General features: G+C 49.2%; 21 protein-coding genes. 9 read left to right on the forward strand and 12 right to left on the reverse strand.

Annotated elements, in window-relative coordinates; all coding sequences use genetic code 11:
• Positions 1–11: 11 nt before the first annotated feature.
• The 3 genes from pyrE to GW579_RS22545 are packed head-to-tail and all read left to right on the forward strand — an operon-like array spanning position 12 to position 3,416.
• Positions 12–653, forward strand: a complete 642-nt coding sequence (gene pyrE / locus GW579_RS22535; protein WP_152324973.1) for an orotate phosphoribosyltransferase — start codon at positions 12–14, stop codon at positions 651–653.
• Positions 654–685: 32 nt separating this feature from the next.
• On the forward strand, positions 686–2,893 hold the full coding sequence (locus tag GW579_RS22540) for a DUF2157 domain-containing protein (RefSeq protein ID WP_165061997.1): 2,208 nt from the start codon (positions 686–688) through the stop codon (positions 2,891–2,893).
• Positions 2,880–3,416 (forward strand): GDYXXLXY domain-containing protein, encoded by a 537-nt coding sequence (locus GW579_RS22545; protein ID WP_165061999.1) that lies wholly within the window; start codon positions 2,880–2,882, stop codon positions 3,414–3,416. The genes GW579_RS22540 and GW579_RS22545 overlap by 14 nt, the downstream gene beginning before the upstream one ends.
• 63 nt (positions 3,417–3,479) lie before the next feature.
• Here GW579_RS22545 and slmA read toward each other — a convergent pair whose 3' ends face one another.
• The 3 genes from slmA to coaBC all read right to left on the reverse strand — a co-directional run bounded on the left by slmA (position 3,480) and on the right by coaBC (position 5,901).
• Complete coding sequence (gene slmA / locus GW579_RS22550; protein ID WP_152324977.1) at positions 3,480–4,076, reverse strand: nucleoid occlusion factor SlmA; 597 nt, start codon at positions 4,074–4,076, stop codon at positions 3,480–3,482.
• Positions 4,077–4,247: 171 nt separating this feature from the next.
• Entirely contained in the window at positions 4,248–4,706 is a 459-nt protein-coding gene (gene dut / locus GW579_RS22555; RefSeq protein ID WP_013577627.1) for a dUTP diphosphatase, read from the reverse strand.
• The gene (gene coaBC / locus GW579_RS22560) at positions 4,684–5,901 is read right to left on the reverse strand and encodes a bifunctional phosphopantothenoylcysteine decarboxylase/phosphopantothenate--cysteine ligase CoaBC (protein ID WP_165062052.1); all 1,218 of its coding nucleotides are present in this window, start codon (positions 5,899–5,901) and stop codon (positions 4,684–4,686) included. Before coaBC ends, dut begins: the two co-directional genes overlap by 23 nt.
• A 183-nt stretch (positions 5,902–6,084) precedes the next feature.
• On the opposite strand from coaBC, the gene radC reads away from it, so the two are divergent.
• From radC to mutM, 4 genes are all read left to right on the forward strand, one after another.
• Complete coding sequence (radC, locus tag GW579_RS22565; RefSeq protein ID WP_152324979.1) at positions 6,085–6,765, forward strand: RadC family protein; 681 nt, start codon at positions 6,085–6,087, stop codon at positions 6,763–6,765.
• A 264-nt stretch (positions 6,766–7,029) separates the two neighbouring features.
• Entirely contained in the window at positions 7,030–7,266 is a 237-nt protein-coding gene (gene rpmB, locus GW579_RS22570) for a 50S ribosomal protein L28 (protein ID WP_101079928.1), read from the forward strand.
• Positions 7,267–7,277: 11 nt separating this feature from the next.
• Positions 7,278–7,445, forward strand: a complete 168-nt coding sequence (gene rpmG / locus GW579_RS22575) for a 50S ribosomal protein L33 (protein ID WP_004392084.1) — start codon at positions 7,278–7,280, stop codon at positions 7,443–7,445.
• Positions 7,446–7,585: 140 nt separating this feature from the next.
• A complete protein-coding gene (gene mutM, locus GW579_RS22580) occupies positions 7,586–8,395 on the forward strand; it encodes a bifunctional DNA-formamidopyrimidine glycosylase/DNA-(apurinic or apyrimidinic site) lyase (RefSeq protein ID WP_165062001.1) in 810 nt (269 codons plus the stop codon).
• A gap of 7 nt (positions 8,396–8,402) precedes the next feature.
• Here mutM and coaD read toward each other — a convergent pair whose 3' ends face one another.
• The 7 genes from coaD to rfaQ form a co-directional block, all read right to left on the reverse strand.
• Positions 8,403–8,885, reverse strand: a complete 483-nt coding sequence (gene coaD / locus GW579_RS22585) for a pantetheine-phosphate adenylyltransferase (RefSeq protein WP_152324982.1) — start codon at positions 8,883–8,885, stop codon at positions 8,403–8,405.
• A gap of 6 nt (positions 8,886–8,891) precedes the next feature.
• On the reverse strand, positions 8,892–9,659 hold the full coding sequence (locus GW579_RS22590) for a glycosyltransferase family 2 protein (RefSeq protein WP_165062003.1): 768 nt from the start codon (positions 9,657–9,659) through the stop codon (positions 8,892–8,894).
• Positions 9,659–10,933 carry a lipid IV(A) 3-deoxy-D-manno-octulosonic acid transferase gene (waaA, locus tag GW579_RS22595; protein ID WP_193333112.1) on the reverse strand — a complete coding sequence of 425 codons (1,275 nt, stop codon included), beginning with the start codon at positions 10,931–10,933 and terminating at the stop codon, positions 9,659–9,661. Before waaA ends, GW579_RS22590 begins: the two co-directional genes overlap by 1 nt.
• 127 nt (positions 10,934–11,060) lie before the next feature.
• Entirely contained in the window at positions 11,061–12,047 is a 987-nt protein-coding gene (locus GW579_RS22600) for a glycosyltransferase (protein WP_165062005.1), read from the reverse strand.
• Between the two features lie 51 nt (positions 12,048–12,098).
• Positions 12,099–13,190, reverse strand: coding sequence for a glycosyltransferase (locus tag GW579_RS22605; protein WP_165062054.1), 1,092 nt, complete (start codon positions 13,188–13,190; stop codon positions 12,099–12,101).
• Entirely contained in the window at positions 13,190–14,320 is a 1,131-nt protein-coding gene (locus GW579_RS22610) for a glycosyltransferase family 4 protein (RefSeq protein WP_165062007.1), read from the reverse strand. Before GW579_RS22610 ends, GW579_RS22605 begins: the two co-directional genes overlap by 1 nt.
• Positions 14,317–15,399, reverse strand: a complete 1,083-nt coding sequence (rfaQ, locus tag GW579_RS22615; protein ID WP_371819783.1) for a putative lipopolysaccharide heptosyltransferase III — start codon at positions 15,397–15,399, stop codon at positions 14,317–14,319. The genes GW579_RS22610 and rfaQ overlap by 4 nt, the downstream gene beginning before the upstream one ends.
• A 206-nt stretch (positions 15,400–15,605) precedes the next feature.
• Between rfaQ and GW579_RS22620 the strand changes: the two genes are divergently transcribed.
• On the forward strand, positions 15,606–16,562 hold the full coding sequence (locus GW579_RS22620; RefSeq protein ID WP_165062009.1) for a polysaccharide deacetylase family protein: 957 nt from the start codon (positions 15,606–15,608) through the stop codon (positions 16,560–16,562).
• A 1-nt stretch (position 16,563) separates the two neighbouring features.
• Entirely contained in the window at positions 16,564–17,658 is a 1,095-nt protein-coding gene (locus GW579_RS22625) for a glycosyltransferase family 9 protein (RefSeq protein WP_235937449.1), read from the forward strand.
• A 51-nt stretch (positions 17,659–17,709) separates the two neighbouring features.
• On the opposite strand, the gene GW579_RS22630 is transcribed toward GW579_RS22625, so the two are convergent.
• Both GW579_RS22630 and GW579_RS22635 read right to left on the reverse strand, forming a co-directional pair.
• Positions 17,710–18,876, reverse strand: a complete 1,167-nt coding sequence (locus tag GW579_RS22630) for an O-antigen ligase family protein (RefSeq protein ID WP_235937450.1) — start codon at positions 18,874–18,876, stop codon at positions 17,710–17,712.
• On the reverse strand, positions 18,851–19,768 hold the full coding sequence (locus GW579_RS22635) for a sugar glycosyltransferase (RefSeq protein WP_152324995.1): 918 nt from the start codon (positions 19,766–19,768) through the stop codon (positions 18,851–18,853). Before GW579_RS22635 ends, GW579_RS22630 begins: the two co-directional genes overlap by 26 nt.

Genomic DNA, 19,768 nt, shown 5'->3' on the forward strand with positions numbered 1-19,768 from the left:
GGAGACCATCAATGAAAGCCTATCAGCGCCAGTTTATTGAGTTTGCACTGAACAAACAGGTTTTGAAATTCGGCGAGTTTACCCTGAAGTCCGGGCGCATAAGTCCTTACTTCTTCAATGCCGGTTTGTTTAACACTGGCCGTGATCTGGCGTTACTGGGACGTTTTTACGCTGAAGCATTGATGGATTCAAAAATTGATTTCGATTTAGTTTTCGGCCCGGCCTATAAAGGGATTCCGATTGCAACCACCACTGCCGTCGCGCTGGCTGAGCATCATGAACGCGATGTGCCGTATTGTTTCAACCGCAAAGAAGCCAAAGATCACGGTGAAGGTGGTTTATTGGTGGGCAGCCCTCTTCAGGGCCGCGTCATGCTGGTTGATGATGTGATTACCGCCGGTACAGCTATCCGTGAGTCCATGGAAATCATCAATGCTCACAATGCAACGCTAGCGGGCGTTCTGATTTCTCTGGATCGTCAGGAACGTGGCCGCGCGGATATCTCTGCGATTCAGGAAGTTGAACGGGACTATCATTGCAAAGTGATTTCAATTATTACGCTGGCCGACCTGATTGAGTATCTGGAAGAAAAAGCGGAAATGGCTGACCATCTGGCTGCTGTGCGGGCTTACCGGCAGGAGTATGGCGTTTAATCTCGGGTAAAACTTTATAAGGCAGGGATGTCATGACACAAACTGAAGCAGGCAGTAAAGAATGGATGCCTTCGCGGGCAGCAGAGTTTCTCTGTGGCCAGACGGAGCGGCTGGTTAAAGGCAAATGCCTGACACCCGCAGAATGCCAGCGTATTTATGATTTCTGCGGTGTCCGGCCTGATTTTCCGCAATGGCGAAGATTTCTGGTGCCGTTACTCTCGCTGCTGGGATTGTTATCGCTGGTCGCGGCTGCCGTCTTTTTTGTCGCCTGGAACTGGGCAGATATGCCGAAGATGGCAAAGTTTGCGCTGGCAGAGTTGTTGGTCGTTGCGCTTACCGTCGTGGTCTGGTGGCGCTGGTATGACGGACTTGCGCGTAGTGCCTTACTGGCGGCCGCTCTCAGTTTTGGCGCGCTGTTTGCCCTCTATGGGCAGATTTATCAGACGGGCGCCGACAGCTGGGAGTTGTTCAGAGCCTGGCTGTTTGTTTTCCTGCCTTTAGCCCTCATCGCCCGACAGAACAATTTGTGGTTCTGCTCCTGGTTGCTTGCCAATCTTACCTTTCAGCTCTATTACGTCACGGTGTCTATGTCCCTGATGGACAGCGCGATATTTGATGGTCTCGACTATTTTCCCTCCACCGCACTTTATAGTTACTTGATTGTGCAGGTGTTGTGTCTGGTTACGCGTGAAGTGCTTGCCCTGCGGGCAATTAAACACAATCCTAAGTCGTGGCTCGCCAGTCGCTGGTTCTCCCGTGTGATGGCCGGTTTTCTCCTGTTAATGCTGACCTCCATCGTTGCCGGAAATGTATCCGGCTGGCGTTACGGTCCCCCTCATCACTTTGCGACGGCGTTATGGCTGCTCGTTTTACTGGCGGGCTACTTCTTCTACCGCTACCGCCATCCTGACCTGTGTATGCTGACGCTGGGGACGGCCAGTGGAGCGGCCATCGGGTGCGTGTTGATCATGCAGATGTTCGACAGTTCTTACGATGTGGGGGGGCTGTTTATGCTGGGCTGTCTGATGGCTCTATGGCTGGCGGGATGTGGCGCTTTGATGCTCCACTGGCGGCGTAAACTCTATGAGAACCAGCCGGTCGAGGTTTCCTTCACGAAAGTGGCATTGCTGACCGAACAGTTACGCCGACATAATTTGCTTAATCAGACGCAAATTGAAGAGATTCAGCAATACGATCACTCCTCTCATCTCCCCTGGTATCTGCGGCTGACGCTGGGGGTCGGTGGCTGGGTGGCGGCCATGATCATTCTGTTCCTGCTGATACTGGTGCTCTATGTTGCCGGCCTGCTCAATGACCCTAATGCTGCCACTGTGATTATCCCTTCGCTGATCCTTGCCTTGGTCGCGGGCGGATTTCTTCGCGCGCAGGGTGTGAGCAAACATCATATCGGACTGGCATGGGCGATAGCGGCAACCTGTGGCCTGTGCTTTGGCTTCTGTATGCTCTTTGAAGCCAGTTGGGATATGTATTTTCTGGTGGGCTCACTTTGTTCATTGCCGGTTCTCGCAGTGATGGCGCTGGCGATGGCAGATCGTACATTCCGCTTTATGGCGGTAACAGCGGCGACTTTTTTGCTGATACTTTCCGGCAATTTGCTGGCCGGGATGTATTTACCGCCAGTCGCCAGTTTTTGTATGGTTTCAGCGCTGATTGCTGTCATTGTGATTTTCTGGCTGTGGATTATCAGGGAACAAATTAACTTAGCAGCCACTGCAGGCGCTGAGGCTGTTTCCCCTCTCCTCTGGGGGATCCCGTCCGGCCTGATATTGCAGTGTTTTTCCGGTATTAATTCCTCACTTCTCTTTGATTTTTTCTGGCGGCCAGCAGGGTATTTCACGCTTTCGACGGGAACCGGCGCAGGTATTGCCGCAGGTTTAATCATCGGGTGTTTGTATCAGACGGTGGTGAAAAAGACGTCATCAGCGCCGCTGCTTCTGGTTGCTGCTTTGTTGTGCGGTTTCGCTGCTTATTATGCACCGGGAATCGGCCTGGGCCTGTGGTTATTACTGATGGCGCGTTATCAGGGAAGTCAGGGGGTTTTGGCCGCCAGCGGCTGTTTCCTCGCGCTTTATGTTATTGACTGGTATTACTTCCTCGGTGTCAGTTTATTGCAGAAATCCCTTCTGATGTTTGTCACTGGCGTGGCGCTGCTTGCGCTGGCATTTGCCGCCAAAAAACTGATATCGGCGCGGAAGGAGGAAGCGTATGCAAACCACTAATTTGAGAAAATGGCTGGCGGGATTAGTGATACTGCTGGCGCTGATCGCCGTGAATGCCGGTATCTGGCAAAAAGAACAGATACTTAAACAGGGGGCGGTGATGATATTGCCGCTTGCACCGGTTGATCCGCGTTCTCTCATGCAGGGGGATTATATGGCTCTCAGTTATGCCATAACGCAGGCTTTGCAGCAGGAGTCATCCCGGCAACGTCAGGTGTGTGATTCGGTTCCACAGACGCCTTGCCTGCCAGTCAGTGGCAAAATTATTGTGACAGTCAATGAGCAGCGGCAGGTCACTCGGGCGAGGTTTGATAGCGGCGAGCCGCTGAAGCCAGGGGAGTTACGGGTGAAGTATCATATGAATGCCGGAATGCTGACGGTGGGAACGAATGCTTACTTTTTCCAGGAAGGTCACGGTGAGCGTTTCGCCAGCGCGCGTTATGGTGCATTTCGGGTAGGGCAAGACGGTACGGCCTTGCTGACTGCGATGCTGGATGAACATGGAAAAATGATCCAGCCGTAGGACCAAAAACAAAAGGGCCTTTCGGCCCTTTTTTGCATCTGTAACCTGTGCTGGAAAATGACGTTATTGCAGCTGAGCAGAAATCAGTGGCCAGCGTGTATCAAAGTCCTGAGTCGGACGATACTTGAATTCTGAACGCACAAACCGCGAAAGCATCCCTTCGCAAAATGCCAGTAACTGGCTGGCAAGCAGGGTTTCATCACTGATAAACCCGCTGCCTTCACGCATTTTCTTTTCCCGTAAAACCTGACGCAACTGCGCTTCAATTCGCTCAAAAAGCTGGTTGATGCGACCCTGCAGGCGATCCTGTTCGAACATCAGTGCGTGACCGGTCATAATGCGGGTGAGCCCCGGATTGCGTTCGGCAAAACCTAAAATCAGCAGCAAAATCAGACGGATTCTGTTCAATGTATCTTTTTCATCCTGCAGGATGAGATTGATACGCGTAATCAGACTGTCTTCGATAAACTCGATTAAGCTGTCAAACATCCGCGTCTTACTGGGAAAATGACGGTAAAGAGCTGCTTCTGAAACGCCTACGCTGGCGGCGAGTTTCGCGGTGGTGATCCGCTGGCTGCCATCGCTGGACTGAAGCATTTGCGCTAACGCCTGCAAAATCTCTTCACGCCGGTTCCTTTTTGTCGTTTCTTTCTCTGCCATGTCTGAATAGACCCTTGCTAAAAAACGGCTAAAATCATGGAGAAACCGCACAACTGCCGCATGAATCGCTGTGATCCTGCGGCTTATTTCGTTCCCTTGGTGTTGTTACGGTCTGATAGTGATAAGGATCTGTTCAATATCGCGTCAAAATCTGCGGTGCTGAACAGGTTCTTATTGGCGACCTGAATGGCCGAAACCACCTTCGCCGCGTTCACTGGCGTCAAAATCTTCCACCAGATTGAATTCTGCCTGAACGACAGGCACAAATACCATCTGAGCAATGCGCTCGCCCGGTTCGATAACAAATGTAGTCTGACCACGATTCCAGACGGAAACCATCAGCTGACCCTGATAATCGGAATCGATAAGACCGACCAGGTTGCCCAGAACGACGCCGTGTTTATGGCCTAAACCTGAACGTGGCAGGATAACCGCCGCCAGATTTGCATCACCAATGTGGATAGCCAGACCTGTTGGCAGCAACGTCGTTTCGCCCGGTTTCAGTTCTACCGACGCGTCCAGACAGGCGCGCAAATCCAGACCTGCGGATCCCGGCGTTGCGTAGGCAGGTAAAGGGAAAGTCGAACCGATGCGCGGGTCGAGAATTTTAATGTCGATTTTTTTCATCATAACGGCTGACAATCTCTTCTAATAAACGTTGACCAAGCAGGGACTTATCGCTGAGCGGTAAGATTTTATCCCCGTCCTGCCAAAAAAGATGCAAGGCATTGGTATCAGTATTGAAACCATGTCCGGCAAGTGAAACGTCGTTGGCGCAAATCAGATCCAGATTCTTGCGGATCCTTTTTTGCCGCGCGTATTCTTCCACATTCTGGGTTTCAGCGGCAAACCCCACGACGTAGGGACGGTTTTCCGTCATGGCAGCGACGCCCGCGACAATGTCGGGGTTTTTCACCATTTTTACAGTGATTTCATCGCCTTGCTTTTTGATTTTCTCATCAGCAATGATTTCAGCGCGGTAATCGGCCACGGCAGCGCAGGAAATAAAAATTTGCTGGGAGGCTGCAAAAGCTTGCACTGCTTTCTCCATCTCCAGCGCACTTTCTACATCAATCCGGCGAACGTTCAGAGGTGTCGGTTGCACGACCGGTCCGGCTATCAGCGTGACCTGCGCACCGCGTTCAGCGGCGGCTTTGGCAATCGCAAACCCCATTTTCCCGGAACTGTGATTGCTGATGAAACGCACCGGATCCAGAGGTTCTCGGGTCGGGCCTGCAGTCACCATAATATTCAGATGCGCCAGATCTTTATGTGCAGAAAAATGGGTATTGGCTAAATCGACTATCACCAGCGGATCGAGCATCCGGCCAGGGCCGATATCGCCACAGGCCTGGCTTCCGCTGTCGGGGCCCCAGATTAACGTGCCACGTGCGGCCAGTTTTTCCAGGTTCTCCTGAGTGACGGCAGCGCGATACATTTGCTGGTTCATAGCCGGCAGAACAGCGACGGGCGCGGCGGTTGCCAGACAGACAGTCGTCAGCAGGTCATTCGCCATACCTGCGTTCATTCGTGCCAGTAAATCAGCCGTGGCGGGAGCAATCAGAACTAAGTCAGCCCATTTGCCCAACTCGATATGCCCCATTGCCGCTTCGGCAGCAGGATCAAGCAGGTCATCAGAGACCGGATAGCCAGAAACGGCCTGCAGGCTCAGGGGGGTCACAAAGGATTTCGCCGCTTGTGTCATGACCACGCGGACTTCTGCGCCTCTTTCACGTAAGCGACGTACCAGTTCTGGTGCTTTATAGGCAGCGATACCACCGCTGATACCGAGCACAATATGTTTGCCGGAAAGTCCCGTCATCATCATTGTCCGATTGGTTGTAAGCCGAAAGAAGCGACATTTTAGCATAACGCGGAATGATGACAGCTATTGGCGATGCTCTTAAGCGGATGAATAAAAATTCTGCGTAACGCCTCGCAGGCTTTTAAACCGGAAACCCCGACGGGCAGGGCTCTGTGCCAGAATCGGCGCCTAAAAGGAGTCAGGATGACGAAAGTACAGGAAAGCTGGCCGGGTGAATTGCCTCCACGGGAAAAATTACTGCAACAGGGCGCAAAAGGGCTGACCGATCAGGAGCTGCTGGCGATCTATCTGCGTACCGGTTGCCAGGGAATGCACGTCATGGCGCTGGCGAAGAATCTTCTGGAAAAATTCGGTTCTCTGCATCAGTTGCTGATGGCTGATTTTGATTCAATGGCGGGCATTAAAGGGATGGGCGTCGCGAAATTTGCACAGTTGGTTGCAGTTTCAGAACTGTCGCGCCGGTCATATTTACGTCACCTCAATGCGGAGAATGCGATGCTCAGCCCGGAGGTCATGCGGGAATATCTGCAGAATTTACTGGTTTTTCGGGAAAGAGAGGTCTTTCTGGTACTTTTTCTCGACAACCAGCATCGCGTTATTCGCCATGAGGAGATGTTTGCTGGTACTATTGGGCACGTAGAAGTGTATCCCCGCGAAATTGTTCGCGGTGCGATGAAGGTTAATGCGGCAGCCCTAATTCTGGCGCATAATCACCCATCCGGTCGGGCTGAGCCCAGCCTGATGGACCGGAAAGTGACTGAACAGATTATTCGAGCGTGCCAACTGCTGGAAATTCGCGTCCTTGACCATTTGGTTGTAGGCCACGGAGAAACAGTCTCTTTTGCTGAACGCGGTTGGATTTAGCGTCGTTTTTTGAAGATCCTTAGGGATCTTTAGCTGTTCGGGACTTGAGCACTTACGCTACAGAGCGTATACTACGCCACCTTTGAGAATCTTGGGTTTGGCGTTAAGAGCCTATCTCAGCAGGTTTCTAACCTGATGAATTGGTTTTTACCCGACGACAGTGAGTCGGTTCTCAGTGGAGTTTGCTGAGATGGGCTCTAAAGCCTGACGAGGCGGCCATACCCTATACGAAGCTCGAGCTGATTTGATTTTTGGAGAATAGACATGTCCCGAGTCTGCCAAGTTACTGGCAAGCGCCCGGTGAGCGGTAACAACCGTTCCCACGCACTGAACGCGACCAAACGCCGTTTTCTGCCGAACCTGCACTCCCACCGTTTTTGGGTTGAGGCTGAGAAGCGCTTTGTAACTCTGCGTGTATCTGCTAAAGGTATGCGTGTTATTGATAAGAAGGGTATTGAGACGGTCTTGGCCGATCTGCGTGCCCGCGGTGAGAAGTATTAAGGAACTGCATCATGGCTAAAGGTGTTCGCGAGAAGATCAAGCTGGTTTCTTCTGCTGGTACTGGTCACTTCTATACCACCACGAAGAACAAGCGTACTAAGCCGGAAAAATTGGAACTGAAGAAATTCGATCCAGTTGTCCGTCAACACGTGATCTATAAAGAAGCTAAAATTAAATAATTTTAGTGGATTAATAAAACCCGGCTCCGGCCGGGTTTTTTATTGTCTGAATTTGGCCATTTCCGCTCAGAGCGACTTTTGTTTGCCTGATGCTGATGTCTGCGACACACTCTGAGAATCATTCTGCTAAGGGAGAAATTATGCCGGAATTACCTGAGGTTGAAACCAGCCGCAGAGGGATTGAACCCTATCTGAAAGGCCACACGATCATGCACGCTATCGTGCGTAATCCGCGTCTGCGCTGGCCTGTTTCTACAGGGATTCTGTCGCTCAGTGACCAACTGGTGCTGAGCGTTCAACGTCGTGCAAAGTATCTGCTGGTTGAGCTTAAGACGGGCTGGATCATCATTCATCTGGGCATGTCTGGCAGTTTGCGGATTCTGTCGGAAGAAACCGAACCGGGTAAACATGACCATGTCGATCTGGTGATGGATACCGGTTTTGTGTTGCGTTATACCGATCCGCGGCGTTTTGGAGCCTGGTTATGGTCTTCAGATCTGGCGGCCAGCAATGTTTTAGCGCACCTCGGGCCGGAGCCTTTAAGTACGGATTTTACCGCCGGTTATCTGCTGGAGAAGTCGCGCACAAAAAAATCCCCCATCAAGCCGTGGCTGATGGACAACAAACTGGTGGTCGGGGTAGGCAACATCTACGCCAGCGAATCGCTGTTTGTTGCGGGTATTTCACCTGACAGGCTGGCGCATTCGCTCAAACTCGATGAGGCCGAGTTACTGGTCAGAACCATTAAAGCGGTGTTATTGCGTTCCATTGAGCAGGGTGGAACCACGCTGAAAGATTTCCTTCAGTCGGATGGCAAACCGGGGTATTTCGCGCAGGAGTTACAGGTTTATGGCCGCGCTGGCGAGCCTTGCAGGATATGCGGTACGCCTGTCGAGAGTAAGAAACACGCTCAGCGTACCACGTTTTTTTGCCCTAACTGCCAGCGGTAGAACAGACTCAGGCGCTGATCTTATCCATCAGAGCCTGAGTGATTTTTTGAGGCAGGAACGGCGTGATATCGCCACCGTGGCGGGCCACTTCCTTCACCAGAGATGATGAAATAAACGACCACTCTTTTGATGGCATCATAAATACGCTTTCCAGCGTCGGCAGCAAATGCCGGTTCATGTTTGCCAGCTGCATCTCATATTCAAAGTCAGACACCGCACGCAAGCCACGCACCAGGACATTCGCGCCCTGCGCTTTGGCAAAGTTCGCCATCAGATCGCTAAAGCCAATCACTTCAACATTTTTCAGATGAGAAGTGACCTGCGTGGCCAGCGCCACACGCTCATCCAGAGTAAACATCGGTTTTTTGCTCGGGCTGGCGGCAATCGCCAGAATGACATGATCGAACATCAACGCAGCACGCGTCACGATATCAAGATGTCCGTTAGTCAGCGGGTCGAAAGTACCGGGATAAATTGCCTTAGTGCTCATACAAGCTCACTTTTGCAGTTGATGGCTGAGTGCCCACAGGGCGGCATATTTATTGAAAGTATACTGTGCATTGACGCCTGCCAGAATCAAACCCTGTTTCCCATCCAGAAAACCCGCCCGCAGGATCCAGGTTTTTATGAAAGCGCCTGATGTGTGTGAAATGACAGAGAAAAAGCTGCAACGGCGGCCTTGCTGATGGCGCTGACGGGCCCATGCTTCGGCATAACTAAGCTGTTTACGCTGAAAAGCAAAGAAATCCCGACAAGTCAGGTGCAGCAAATCGCCTTGCAAAGGGATAACGGCGGCATTGCCCGTGTTCAGCGATTCGTGAACTAAATCGTCGTTATAGCGGAAGGCTGAAGGATATAAGCGGTTGACACGATCGGGATACCAGCCGCTGTGGCGCATAAATTTTCCGAGGAATAAATTACTGCGGCCAAAACTGTAAACCGTGTTTTCCTGAGAATTATTCAGAACGTTTTCCACCGACTGACGCAGTTCCGGGGAAACCCGTTCGTCCGCATCGATCATCAAAATATAATCGCCAGTCGCATAGCTTTGCGCTAACTGGCGCTGCTTACCAAAACCCGGCCATTGCTCGTTGGTGAAAACTTTGGCGCCAAACTGACGGGCAACGTCCGGCGTGGCATCTTCACTGCCTGAATCAAGCAGGATGATTTCATCTGCCCAGGCCACAGACTCAAGGCATTCGGGCAGCAGATCTGCTTCATTGCGTGCAATCAGCACGACGGATAAACGTTTTTTATCGGCCATTAATGACCCCGCACGGGCAGATAAGGCTCCAGTAAATGCAGCAGGCGTTGTAGCGCTCCCTGATTTTGATGCAAAACTTCTACCGCGTGACGCCCGTAATACAGACGATAATCTTCATCTGTCAGCAACGTGGAGATTTCTTTGACCAGCGACGGTGTATCTGTCACGGTGATCAACCCATCGTCCTGCGTGAGCTTGGCGCAGATATCTTTGAAGTTAAACGTATGCGGACCCATCAGGACAGGAATGGCGTGTGCTGCGGCTTCCAGAGGATTATGACCTCCGCGTTCGACCAGACTGCCACCAACAAATGCCAGATCGGCAATTCCGTACAGCAGCATTAACTCACCCATCGTATCGCCGATCACGACCTGCGTTCCCGACGAAGGCACTTCCCCCGTACTGCGTTGTGTGAAGGTCAGACCCGCTTTGCGTGTCAGTTCACAGGCAACGGGGAAACGTTCCGGATGGCGCGGCACAAGGATCAGCAGCAGCGTCGGATGAGCTTTCAGCAATTCTTTATGCGCTTCCAACAGCAGGGTTTCTTCCCCTTCATGCGTACTGGTCGCAATCCACACCTGGCGGCGTGATGCCCACTGACTGCGCAGCGCGATGGCTTTAGCGGCCAGCTCCGGCGTCACGGAAATATCAAATTTCAGGCTGCCGGTAACCGCGAGCTGATTACGTTTTAATCCCAGTGAAAGGAAACGATCGCCATCTTCCTGATTTTGCGCGGCAATCAGCGTGATGCGTTGTAAAACAGTGCGGATAAATTTGCCCAGCTTTTGGTAGCCTTTAGCCGAACGCTCAGAAAGGCGTGCATTAGCAATCACTAAGGGAATTTTACGGCGATGCAGGGCGCTGATGAGGTTTGGCCACAGCTCGGTTTCCATAATGATAACCAACTTGGGGTTCACTTCATTGAGAAAACGGTTCAGCGATCCAGGCAGGTCATAAGGTAGATAAACGTGATGAACACCAGCACCGAAAGCGGACTGAACACGCTCGGAGCCCGTGGGAGTCATCGTGGTGACTGTAATGGGCAATGAAGGATAACGATGGCGCAGGGCGCGGACTAAAGGAATTGCCGCCAGAGTTTCGCCCACTGAGACGGAATGCAGCATGATGCCGCCAGAAACCACCTTTCCTTTGCAGAAGCCATAACGTTCAGCCCAGCGTTTACGGTATGCCGGTGACTTCCGGCCACGTACCAGCAAACGGATCCAGATAAGAGGCTGGATGAGGTATAGAAGAACTGTATACAGCGTTTGCAACATAATATCCGTGAAGTCTCGAGTAGGGTTGGAATTCTAAGTTTTTAGCCAAATCAAAGCTAATACTTTTAACGCCAGAGGCTGGGCGGCTCACGCATCAAGATGCGGTTACCGACCGTTACGGGATCTATCCACTGATTAATTTTCGCAATTTGAAATACCGACGCCCCAGCCGCCAGCGGAGGCGGAAAGTATTGGCGTTTCGCCACATCAGGTTCCAGACACCTTGCTGGAAAATTTCCTCAACCAGCTTTTTCTTCAATGCCGGGTCTTTTATTTTGTCGACGGTATGAAGAATGCCCAGACCTTCTTTTGCTATTTGCCATTTACACGCTGGAATTTTAGCGACTTTTTCCTGATACCGATGATTAATATCATCCAGCATACGAAGAATCTTCATGTAATGATGTGCAGAGCGGACTTCAGTTGCGTCACCGTCTGTTCTATGTGAAACCGAATTCGAATGGATTAAATAATCGTAGAAAATATCGCTGGTATATTGAACACGTTCTGCCGCCAGCAGAATCTCAGTCGTCCACGGAATATCCTGATGTCTGAGTCCTGGCTCGAAAGAAAAGTGATGACGTTTAATAAAATCATGATTGTAGATGTTCAGCCAGGTCACATGCAGAAACTTGCGGGAGTTGAGCGCCTGTTTCAGCCAGACGTCACCCGAAATAACGCCTGTCGAAGATAAGCGTTCTGGTGGGAAGATTATTTTGTTTTTTTCGCTATTTTCATAGACATAGCGTCCATTACAGGTTGCCACATCCAGCGAGTTCTTTTCAGCCATCTCCAGCAGTTTCTGGTACATTCCGGGATGAATATTGTCATCGATGTCCGGAAATGCCAGATACTGGCCGGTGGCTTGTGACAAACCGTGATTACGTGCGATAGAAACGCCCTGGTTTTCAATCGTGAATACCTTGTACGCCTCAAAAGATGTCCGATAGGATTCAATAATTTCTGCACTTTTATCCGTTGAACCGTCGTTAACAATAATCATCTCAAAATCGGTTAATGCCTGCTGGATGATATTGTCGAAAAATTGGGAGAGAAATTGCTCCCCGTTATAAACGGCAACGATAATACTCAGTGAAGGGGTCTGCAGCATAATTATCCTGGAATAAACGTAGAGCAGCGGGTGCTCAGAATGAATTCTTATTTAGCTCTCAGCATTTTTTGCCAGCGAGCAATATTGTTCGCAAATAGGTGCAATGCCAAAGCCCGATAATGTTTCCTGATTGATTTCCGGGGGATTCTGGTAAATATCCACCATCACTTGCGCTAAATTATGGCTGTTCAACTGAGCCAGCCCGCGGGCAAGTTCACCTTGCAGGATTTCAGCAGGGCCGCCCGGACAATGTGTGCTGACGACCGGGGTGCCCAGAAGCAGGGCTTCAACCAATACATTCCCAAACCCTTCGCTGTCCGAACTCAGTACCAGCATTGCTGCATTTCGAATGAAAGGATAAGGGTTAGGCCTGAATCCGGGAAACAGAACCCTGTCTTCTACGCCGAGATCCTGAGCTAATGTTTTCAGCTTTTCAGTTTTCGCTTCTGAACCCTGGCCCAGCAGAACCAGAGGGAGTTCGATGCGGCTTTCTGCATAAGCCTGAATCAGCCGGTCGTGACGCTTATTCTCATGAAAACGCCCCACATGGATCAGGTACGATCCCGGAGGAAGCTCACATTCCTGTGCGGCAGCCAGTCTGATTGCATCAATATCGAACGGGTTGTAGATCACCTTAAGCTGAGAGGGACGGAGTTCGAAATGGGCTAAATCATCCGCGACGGCCTGTGAAACAGTCACGATATTCCGGTCCTGATAGACCTTTTTTATCTTGAGTTTCTTCAGCCAGCGGCTCAGGCCGGTCCGGTGTCCCAGATAAGACGTTGAGAACATCCCGTGTAAACAGAACCAGACTTTATGGCGGGGGAGGTATTTGCTGCGGGAAACGATACGATCGGTTTTGTGCAGGTTTGATAATACCAAATCAAATTCGTCGCTGGATTGTACGGCCTGATCAAGCAACCGGGCACGGCGTGTAAGCTCAGTGATTTTACGCCACGGCGCACGGCATTTATCTTTTATCACCCGGTAAGTCAGACCGTCTGGCAGCGGATACTCACAAATGTCTCTTAATGAAAATAGCGAAACACGGTGTCCGGCGCGCAGAAAGCCTTCGGCTAATGTCAGAACAACCTTTTCGGCACCGCCGCCTGGCAAACCATCGATAACAATCAGAATATTTATCATCGGTTCAGAAGCTCTTTATAGAGGTTAAGAAGCTGCTCTGAAAGGTGCTGAGGCGTATTGTTCATGACCGTTTCCCGTGAGTTTAGAGACTCGCGAGAATCTACCACATTCGACGGCAGAGCCATAATCGCTTGCTGCAGGTCATTGATATCCAGCGCATCACAAACGAATCCGTTTCTCCCATTTTCTATAAACTCGGCTCCACCACAGGTTGGGGTAGTGATCACGGGCAGGCCACAGGCCATGGCTTCGAGAATCACGTTGGGGAACGGATCGTATAGAGTAGGGAGTAGCAACCCGTCAGCCATTTGATAGAACTGCAGCGTATTTTGCTGAACGCCAAAGAAATGCACCCGATCTTTGCAGCCGCTTGCAGCCGCTAATTCGCGATACCGTGGCTCATTTTTATCTTTGCCGACAACCAGAAGATGTCGCGACGTTCCTGAAATGGCTTTAATTGCCGCGTCCAGGCCTTTACGCTCAAAGCCCGAGCCAACGTAGATCATGCAAGTCGCATTCGCCGGCACACCATATTGCTGGCGAAGCTGAGCGCGCAGCGGGGCGGTCGCCGGTATGAAATGTTGGTTATTTACAGAATTATAAATGACGTGAATTTTTTCTGCGGGCACAGAAAACCGCTCAATGATTTCCTTTTTAACCATTTCGGCATTACAGATAACCGCTTTCAACTCTGGCGCGGCATACATATCCTTTTCGGCTTGCATGACGTAACGGTGAAACCTGTCGGTGAAAAGTCTTTTTGCTTTGTACTGAGGCAACAATCGCGAACGCTCTTCCAGCCATCTGACATGAACGCCATCACCGGCCCGGTATAAATCGCAGCCAGGTATTCGTTCGTGGCTTTGCACCAAATCGAATTTCTCTTTTTGCCAGATTTGCCGGGCCGCGTTGGCAAAACCGCGCTCCCTGCTTACACGACCGAATTTCCACGGGTTGCACAAATGCACATTCCAATCGGGGTTAATGTCACCCTGCCATTCGCGGGTGATGACATTAAGCTCGATATTTTGGTTTTCAAGTGCTTCCAGCGCCCGGGAAACAAACCGTTCGGCGCCTCCGTCAGGGCGGTATTTCTGGCGAACTAAAGCAAGCCGGAATGCTTTCATGCTAATAATCTCCTGGCCGCATCAGTCACGACGTCTACGGGAATGGCATTCAGATAACGTTCGGACGTGTTGGTATCGATATTGTCCGGATCAGGAAGTGGCCCGAAATCACCGGCCCAAATCACTTCACCTGTGGCTTCCCATGGGCGCCAGAAAACCAGTTTTGACGGGCCAAACAGAGCGACGAGAGGAGTTTTCAAAGCCGCCGCCATATGCATCGGGACAGAATCCACGCCGATAAATAGTGCGGCACCATCAATCAAGGCGGCAAGCTGGGGTAACGTTAATTTGCCGGCCAGAGAAATCAGATTGATCTGAGGACAAAGTTTCAGGATACGATCGACCATGGCGAGCTCGTGTTTGTCCGGCCCGGAAGTGACTATCAGTGGATAGCCTTCAGCGTGCAATTGCGTAAGCATGGCGGCCATCTTTTCTTCTGACCAGCATTTGAAGAACCATCGAGAGGTAGGCTGCACCACAATATAACGGCCAGAAACCTGATTCTGCTGTAATAAATGCTGTACCTTTTCACCGTCTTCCTGAGCATAACTCATCGTGGCTTCCGGTCTTATCAAGGGAAGCTGAAGGGGGGCCAGCAGGGAGAGGTTTTGTTCAACGGTATGAAGTGCATGATGGTTTTTCGTACTGACCAGTTGGGTGTGGCAAAAACGCCAAAATGCGCCCTGACGTTTTGGAAAATCGAAACCCAGGCGGACAGACGCGCCCGTAAGTCGGGTTGCAATGGCACTTCGCCACTGATCGCTTAAGTTGAGCGTCAGATCATAATGGCGGGACATGACCTGTTTCATTAAACGAATTTCATGAGCCATATGGGACCACACGCCGAGTTTTTTCCAGGTGCGGTCAATGCAATGCAAGTGATGAATGGAAGGATTGGCCGCCAGCATATCCCGGGTTTCCTGGTATATCAGCATATCAATTTCAGCGTCAGGATAACGCGCCTTCAATGTATTGACGACCGGGGTCGTCAGCAACATATCGCCGTGATGACGTAGTTTGATGATAAGGATACGCCTGATAGAGGAATCCGGATTTTGTGCTTGAGCAGTCGTCATAATTCATCACTGTTTAGGAATCAAAGCACGATTCTAAAGTACACTGAAGCCTCAGGCTACACCCAACACGGTTCTTGCGTTGAGGGTGAAAATCCCAAAAAATAGAAACAATCCAATAAATTGTTGTCATAGCGGTATGTTTGCATTGGCATGCCCGCGTAACCGTCATCCTGTATGTTTGATTAATAAGATAAAATTAGGCCAGTTCAATGAAAAAACCCGCATTTATCATCACCATAGATACCGAGGGTGACAATCTTTGGCAAAATCATGAGCGCATTTCCACTGAGAACACCCGCTTTCTGCCGCGATTCCAGAGCCTTTGCGAAAAGTACGCCTTTAAGCCGGTTTATCTGACGAATTATGAAATGGCGCAGGATGCTGCTTATGTGGAGTTTGCCAGTGATGTGATCCGGCGGGGACAAGGTGAAGTTGGCATGCATTTACATGCCTGGAATAGCCCTCCGCTTGTCGCGCTGACCGATGATGACTGGCGACACAAGCCTTACCTGATCGAATTCCCGGAAGACCAAATCAAGGCTAAAGTGGCATTTATGACGAAACTGCTGGAAGAAAATTTCCAGACAAAAATGCTCAGCCATCGCGCGGGTCGTTGGGCGTTTAATGAGTTTTATGCGTCGCTGCTGGTTGAGCAGGGATATCTGGTTGATTGTTCGGTGACGCCGCATGTGAACTGGTCATCTTCACCGGGTAACCCTGAAGGGGCAGGCGGAACGGATTACAGCCGTTTTCCGAAAGAGGCTTATTTCATTGACCTCAATGATATTGCAAAAGCGGGCAATTCTCCGCTTCTTGAAGTCCCGATGAGTATTCAGCTTAAGCACTCGGGAATGCTCAATCATATTAAGAGCGGCTACGATAAACTTCGCGGAAAAACCCGGTCGCCTTCTACGCTCTGGTTGCGCCCATCCGGTGGCAATGTTGAGAATATGAAAAAGGTTGCTGAGCAGACTCTTATGCAGGGTTCTGACTATATCGAGTTCATGCTGCACTCTTCAGAGTTCATGCCCGGCGGAAGCCCGACGTTCAAAAACGAACAAGACATTGAAAGACTCTACGACGATTTGGAAAAGCTGTTTAGCTGGATAAGCGAACGGGCACAGGGGATGACTCTGGCAGAATATTATCAATGGAAGATGAACTAAGATGTCGCAGAAAAGGATGAAAATATTTTGGATTAATCTTTTCTTACATTGCTATGTAAAGATTAAGCCCACTCTGAAAAGCCGGAAGTCATTCTCGGCAGAAGAGAATTTTAAAAGTATTGCTATTTACTCGACCACGGCGCTGGGCGATTTAATGTTCAATACGCCAGCCATTCGTGCGGTAAGACAACGCTATCCGGATGCGTTCATTACACTGGTCTCCAGTGAAAAAAATAAAACCCTCGTTGAGGGAAGTCTTTTTTTTGACCGGATAGTATATTGGGATGAGAAGGTAAAACACGTCAGAAAACTGGTCACACAACTTAGAGAGCGGCCGCCTGAATTAACGGTAATCTTACACTCAAAAGCCCCCTACGACATTCTTAGCGCAGTGATGTCCGGCTCCCAATATATCGTCAAGGATATATACGGCGGTAAGAAGATTGGGATGGAAAAGTGGCTTGTTAATGAAGGATCGTTTTTAAGCTGCCATCTGATTCAACGAAAATTGAATATGTGCAGTTTGTTAGGTTGCGATGTATCCAATAATGAAATGGTTATTCCAGTTGATTTCACGCATCTTAATAAAGAAGCCGGAAAGAAAATTATTGGTTTTCAGATGGGCGCCTCTGAACCAATAAGATGCTGGCCAATATCAAAATTTTCTGAGCTTGCGAAAGTACTTTTCCAATTGGGGCCAGAGTATGAAGTTGTGCTGATTGGGACAAAAAAAGAACTGGCCTATGAAAAATTCTTCCTGAATTCATTGTCGGAAGATGAAGTAAAACGGGTCACCAGCTATATCGGGAAAACCGATCTGAAGCAATTGATGGGCATTATAGAAAACATGGATGTACTCGTTACCGGAGATACCGGACCGCTTCATCTTGCCGTCGCGCTGAAAACCAAAACTGTCAGCCTTTTCGTGACAGCAAATCCTGACCATACGGGGCCTTATCAGGATATGGAATTGCATCAGGTCATGCGTGTTTCTACAGATATTAAAAATCTGGCAGCAGATATAAAAATACAGCCTTTAGCTATCATTAATGCTGAGGATGTTCTGGAAAGAATCGAATTATTGTTACCGCTCTGAGGGTGAGAGCAAGGGAATAGCTATTTTTCCCTTGCTCTGTTTCGCCATTTACTATCGGGCTTTCTTTATTTCTCCGGCCAGCAAAACACCTATCGGGAACCAGAATAAGTACCAGCTTTCGCTGGGATTACTGATATTGAACATTCCCTGCGAAACATAAAAGATCAGCATGAATATGAAGATAGCTGCCTCAAAACGTCTTTCTTCCTTGATGTAACATAACGCCCTGTAAGCGATATAACTCAGCAGCATCAGAAGTGAAATGACACCGACCAACCCGCCTTTCAGCATGCTCCCAAGATACAAGCTATGTGTCGTTGTGATGTGTTCGCCACTGTAATTAATGAAATTCAGACTCTTATCAAAACCGTAACCGAAAACAATGTCAGGAGAGATCACTTCAAACGTATGTCGCCAGATACTGAGACGTAAGTAAACCTGCGATGACAACTCCTGAAAACGTTCAATGACCATCTCAGTAATGCCAATATATGACATGGCTGTAATGACAACGGCCAGTGCGATGGCTGCAATTAAAACGTTTTTCCTGGAAAGAATTTTATAGTGTGACGTGACGATCAGCGAGATCACCAGAGCAATAAAGGGCCCGCGGCTTTGAGTGAGTAATAATGCGATGAAAAGTATAGAGGCTGTGATGATAAACACAGGTTTCTTACTCTCTTTGAACGCCAGCAATGAGAGAATTATCCCGATTGAAAAGTATCCGCCGACATCGATGACATTACTCGGGCCGGGAGATATTGGGCTCATCAGTCGGTTGGTCAGTAAATTTTGATAATCAACAACAATTAAGAAAAGCGCCAAAGCAACAAATCCGAAAATTATCGCTGCCAGAGCAATCTCTCTTTTCTCGCTGCTTAATATTTTCGCGACCATGGCGACAAAGATCAGAATGTATAAACTGTGTGTTAACGCTGACTCAAGGTTTGACGGGATGTCTCCCCAAAGGGTGCTCAGCGAAAAATACAACAGATAAATTGAGCAAAAAAGCAGCCCATAAAGCATCTGTTTTTTATGCAGAAGGGTATCGCGAAATGTTTTGTTTCTGAAAATTAGGAAAAGGAAAACTATTCCCGATAAATGGAAAAGGTTGGTCGATCTTGTATAGCCGCAAAAAATTGCACTGAAGAAAAGAAACAATGTAAAGAATAAATAATAAAGATGCTCTGCATTAATTCTTCTTAAAAAATGCATCATTATATGAAACCTTTTCAAAAATGTAGTCTGGAATAGCACTATTGACTGAAAGATTAACAACTCTTATTTTCTTATCTTTAAGTAATAAGCTGGCATGTTGAAATGCAGGTAAAACAAGGTTTGTGAAAATACCTTTAAGGTTCGTGGGTTGCATATCGCTCTGGCTTTCATAAAACCGGGGTTTATCAAAGTTGTTCATATCCAGGCCTGCGATAAACAGTTCGGTAAAACCAAGATACAGGGAAATCTGTAATGCCCAGTAAATCACGGTACCGGCATCAAAAATCCCCTGCCGGATATCCGTTGAAAAACCGATATCTGCGCGGTCCGGAGCAAACTCAGCTGAGCTCTCTTTAACAACATAAAAACCTTTTAGCTCATGAGGTTTGAGTGCAGGCTGGTAAATTCTACAAGCAGCATCTTCGATAAGCGCTAATGTACACTGAATATTTTTTAATCCGAAGCGATCAACGATTCTGGCTATGCCATGCGCCGTCGTAAATAAGGTCAAATTACGTGCGGCAATAATGTTAGCTACGATTTCGGGCTTTTTATCGAAGAATCCCATGTCTACGATAACGTAAAACGAGAATTCAAAAAATTGGCTCAGCGACCAGGCTCCGTTAACGCCAAAAGCCGGAATCGGGAGAGGGGGTTGGGTAAAATCAATTTCTTTTACGGAAGGCCCGGTGGCAGTCAGCATTACCGGCCCGGAAAACTTTCCTTTTAAGGAGGAAAGATCGGCTATGGGTACATACTGGCCGCGATATTCGAGTTTAGTTATTTCCCCCGAACGCGCTCTGCCTATTTTCATATAGGGCCATAAATTTTCATTGTGCCTGTATGACCGCGGGTGCGTGTATCGGTAAATCTGTTTGAAAAAAGATCCCAC

The organism is Rahnella contaminans, assembly GCF_011065485.1.
In the GTDB taxonomy this organism is placed as follows: domain Bacteria; phylum Pseudomonadota; class Gammaproteobacteria; order Enterobacterales; family Enterobacteriaceae; genus Rahnella; species Rahnella contaminans.